3 protein-coding genes and 2 pseudogenes are annotated in these 3,447 nt (G+C 71.9%); 2 read left to right on the forward strand and 3 right to left on the reverse strand.

Annotated elements, in window-relative coordinates; genetic code table 11:
- A partial coding sequence (locus PO768_RS11280; protein WP_272646142.1) for an FAD-dependent oxidoreductase occupies positions 1-445 on the reverse strand: 445 nt, incomplete at its 3' end.
- A 66-nt stretch (positions 446-511) separates the two neighbouring features.
- On the opposite strand from PO768_RS11280, the gene PO768_RS11285 reads away from it, so the two are divergent.
- The gene (locus tag PO768_RS11285) at positions 512-1,246 is read left to right on the forward strand and encodes an SDR family NAD(P)-dependent oxidoreductase (RefSeq protein ID WP_272646143.1); all 735 of its coding nucleotides are present in this window, start codon (positions 512-514) and stop codon (positions 1,244-1,246) included.
- 24 nt (positions 1,247-1,270) lie between these two features.
- Here the strand turns inward: PO768_RS11285 and PO768_RS11290 are convergent, their stop codons facing one another.
- On the reverse strand, positions 1,271-1,714 hold the full coding sequence (locus PO768_RS11290; protein ID WP_262972394.1) for a GNAT family N-acetyltransferase: 444 nt from the start codon (positions 1,712-1,714) through the stop codon (positions 1,271-1,273).
- A 162-nt stretch (positions 1,715-1,876) separates the two neighbouring features.
- Positions 1,877-2,287 (reverse strand): annotated as a pseudogene (locus PO768_RS11295) (cysteine hydrolase family protein); the annotation flags it as partial.
- Between the two features lie 106 nt (positions 2,288-2,393).
- Between PO768_RS11295 and PO768_RS11300 the strand changes: the two are divergent.
- Positions 2,394-3,447 (forward strand): annotated as a pseudogene (locus tag PO768_RS11300) (gluconolaconase); the annotation flags it as partial.

A 3,447-nucleotide genomic window follows, 5' to 3' on the forward strand; every position in this document is an offset into this window, starting at 1 on the left:
TGCGCAGCCGCCAGCCCCCGGGCTCGCGCTGCAGCGCGGTGATGGTGCAGTCGCTGCTGAGCGCCAGCTCGGCGGCCAGCAGCCGGGCCGGCGCCGTCATCTGCGGCAGGCCGACAAAGCGCTCCAGCCCGGCCTCGCGGCGGTGCCGATCGGCCTCGCCGATGACGCTCAAGCGCGGCGTCCACAGCGCGGCGGCGCCGGCCGCCCGCCAGCGCTGCAGCTCGGCGCGGAAGTCCGGATCACGGGCGGTGAAGTACTGCGCGCCGTGGTCGCATTGCCAGCCGGCCGCCTCGTCGCGCCGGGTGCTCATGCGGCCGCCGGGGCCACGGCTCTTCTCGAACAGCCGCACCCGGTGACCGGCCTGCTGCAAGGCGCCGGCACAGGCCAGGCCGGCGATGCCGGCGCCGATGACGGCCAGCTCAAGGCGCACTGAGGAAGAGCTCATGGCGGCGCATTGTGCCGGCTTGTCCCGGCCGCGGCAGGGCCTGTCCATCTCGGCTACGCTGCCGCCATGACAGCAGCCCCGCCTCCAGACCAAGCGCTGCTTGGCAAACTGCCCGACGGCTACCGTGCCCTGGTCATCGGCGCCTCAGGCGCCCTCGGCGCCGCATTTGCGCAGGCCTTGCGGGCCGACCCGCACTGCGGGCTGTGCGTTGCACTGCACCGCAACTCGTCACCGCTGGCCATCGACTTCGCGCGGCCCGACAGCATCGCCGAGGCGGCCGCTGCGCTGGCCGACCAGGGCCCCTTCCAGCTGATCATCAACGCGGCCGGTCTGCTGCACGGCGAGGGCTTCATGCCCGAGAAGCGCCTGGCCGATCTGGACCCGGCCCAGATGCTTGCCACCTTCAGCGCCAACACGGTCGGCCCGGCCCTGCTGCTGCGCCATTTCACGCCGCTGCTGGATGGCCGGCAGCGCAGCCTGATGGTGATGCTCTCGGCCAAGGTCGGCAGCATCGGCGACAACCGGCTGGGCGGCTGGTACAGCTACCGCGCCTCCAAGGCGGCGCTGAACATGCTGGTCAAGACCGCCGCGATCGAGCTGCGCCGCAGCAAGCCCGACACGCTGATCCTGGCCCTGCATCCGGGCACGGTCAGCTCGGCGCTGTCCGCGCCCTTTCGCGGTGCCGAGATCGGCCGGCCAGCGGCGCTGGCGGCCGCCCAGATGCTGGCCGTGCTGGACGCCGCCCGCCCTGAGGACAGCGGCGCCTTCCTCAGCTACGACGGCAGCACGCTGCCCTGGTGAGCGGGCCGGGCTTACGGCCCGGTGCTAGCGGCCGAGCTGCCGGCTGTAGGCGTAGAAGACCTCGTCGCGCACCCAGCCCAGCGACTCATAGACCGATTGCGCGGCCCGGTTGGTCTTGGCCGTCGTCAGGTCCATGCGGGCCTTGCCCTGTTCGAGCGCCAGCCGCTCGGCGGCCTGCAGCAGCGCCCGGCCCGTGCCCGAGCGGCGCGCCACCGGCGCGACATAAAGGTCGTAGAGCGCATAGATGGGCCGGGCCTCGACCGAGCAGAAGCTCGGGTAGAGCTGGCAGAAGCCTATGGCCTGCCCCTGGGCATCGCGGGCCAGCAGGATCACCGACTCCTGTTTCTGCAAGCGCTCGCGGATGAAGCCGGTGGCCAGCGCGAGATCCGGCGCCTGCTCGTAGAACTGGCGGTAGGCGTCGAACAGGGCCGCGACAGGCTCGAGATCGGCCAGCGTGGCGAGTCGGATGCCGCCCGCATCGACAAAGTCCTTGCTGCAGGACTGCGCTTCGAAGCTCAAATCGGCGGCGGCCACCGGCGTCACGCGCGGCCCGAAGCTGCCGATGTCGGCCAGCGTGCGGTTGTGATGGGCGCTGATCTGGGCGGCCGACAGCAGCGGGCCGTCCAAGGTCGAATGGCCGTCGGCCACCAGGCTCACCGGATAGCCCAGGCCCAGCGCGCGGCGCACCGTGGTGTCGACGCAGAACTCGCTCTGGAAACCGCAGACCACCAGGCGCTCGACGCCCAGGCGCTGCAGCAAGGCCTGCAACTCGGTCTTGTGAAAGGAGTCGGTCGCGGTCTTGCCCAGCCGGATATCGCCGGGCTGCACCGCCAGACCGGCGGCCAGCTGCCAGCCTTCGCTGCCATGGTCCAGCGCGCCGCCGACCGACTGATGCTGGATCAGGATCACCGGCACGCCGGCAGCCCTGGCCTTGGCGCAGACCGTATTGATGCGCTCGATCACGCGGTCGGCGTCGAAGGCGGCATAGACGCCGTGGCTGAGGGCATGTTGGACATCGATGACGAGGACGGCTTGATTCATGAGAGCGTGCAAGGTTGAGAAACGAAACGCGGCGAACGATAGACGATGTTTCGGCTCGTGACGAGACAAGGCTACGATGCGCGCCCTGCCCTAAGCCCTGCCGATGATGCGCCGTCCCGTTCTGTTGAGTGCCTTGTTCCTCGGCGCTGCCGTGATCGCCCTGCTGGCCACGCGCCCAGGATTGCAACTCACCGACCCGCCAATCGCAGGCGCCCCGCAGGGCCCCGCCCCCACCGTCATCGGCTGGCGCGGCCAGTTGCGGCCCGGGGCCGGCGACGGTGTCGAGGGCTGGCGCGACGGCCCGGCGGTCCGGGCCCGCTTTGCCGACCCCTACGGCCTGGTCGCCGATGCGCGCGGCCGGCTCTATATCGCCGACGGCGGCACCAGCAACCGCATCCGGGTGCTGACGGCCGAGGGCCAGGTCTTGACCCTGGCCGGCAGCGGCGCCGAGGGCTGGCGCGACGGCCCGGCCGCCGAGGCGGCCTTTCATACGCCGTCGGGACTGGCGCTGGACGCCGCCGGCAATCTCTATGTGGCCGACACCGGCAACCACCGCATCCGCAAGATCACGCCCGAGGGTCAGGTCTCGACCCTGGCCGGCGACGGTCAGCCGGGCCACCGCGACGGGCCGGCCGAGCAGGCCCGCTTCAACGGGCCGCTGGGCCTGGCCGTCGATGGCCAGGGCCGGGTCTGGGTGGCCGACAGCTACAACGACCGCATCCGCCTGATCAATGCTGAGGGCCAGGTCTTGACCCTGGCCGGCGGCGAGCTGCCCGGCGAGCGCGACGGTATCGGCGCCGAGGCCCGCTTTGACACGCCCGCCGCGCTGCTGATAGCCGCCGACGGTCATGCCCTGGTGGCCGATGCCGGCAATAACGCGATCCGCCGGGTGGCGCCGGACGGCACGGTCACGACCGTGGCGCGCGCCGCGCCGGACGATGAGCAGGCCTTGCTGCGCCGCCCGCTGAGCCTGGCGCTGAGCCATGACGGCCATCTTTATGTCGGTGTGCAGGCGCGCGGCCGCGTGCTGCAGCTGACGCCCGATGGCCAGCTGCAGCAGATCACCGCCGGCGACCGGCTGGCCCGGCCGACCGGCCTGGCGCTGGCGGCCGACGGCAGCCTGCTAGTGGCCGATGCCGCCAGCCACCGGTTGCACCGCC

Source organism: Paucibacter sp. XJ19-41, assembly GCF_028462495.1.
Classification (GTDB): Bacteria; Pseudomonadota; Gammaproteobacteria; order Burkholderiales; family Burkholderiaceae_C; genus Roseateles_E.

Bases quoted from the DNA above. Each gene is read 5' to 3' on its own strand.
- PO768_RS11285 (WP_272646143.1), top strand. From the start codon at position 512: ATGACAGCAGCCCCGCCTCCAGACCAAGCGCTGCTTGGCAAACTGCCC.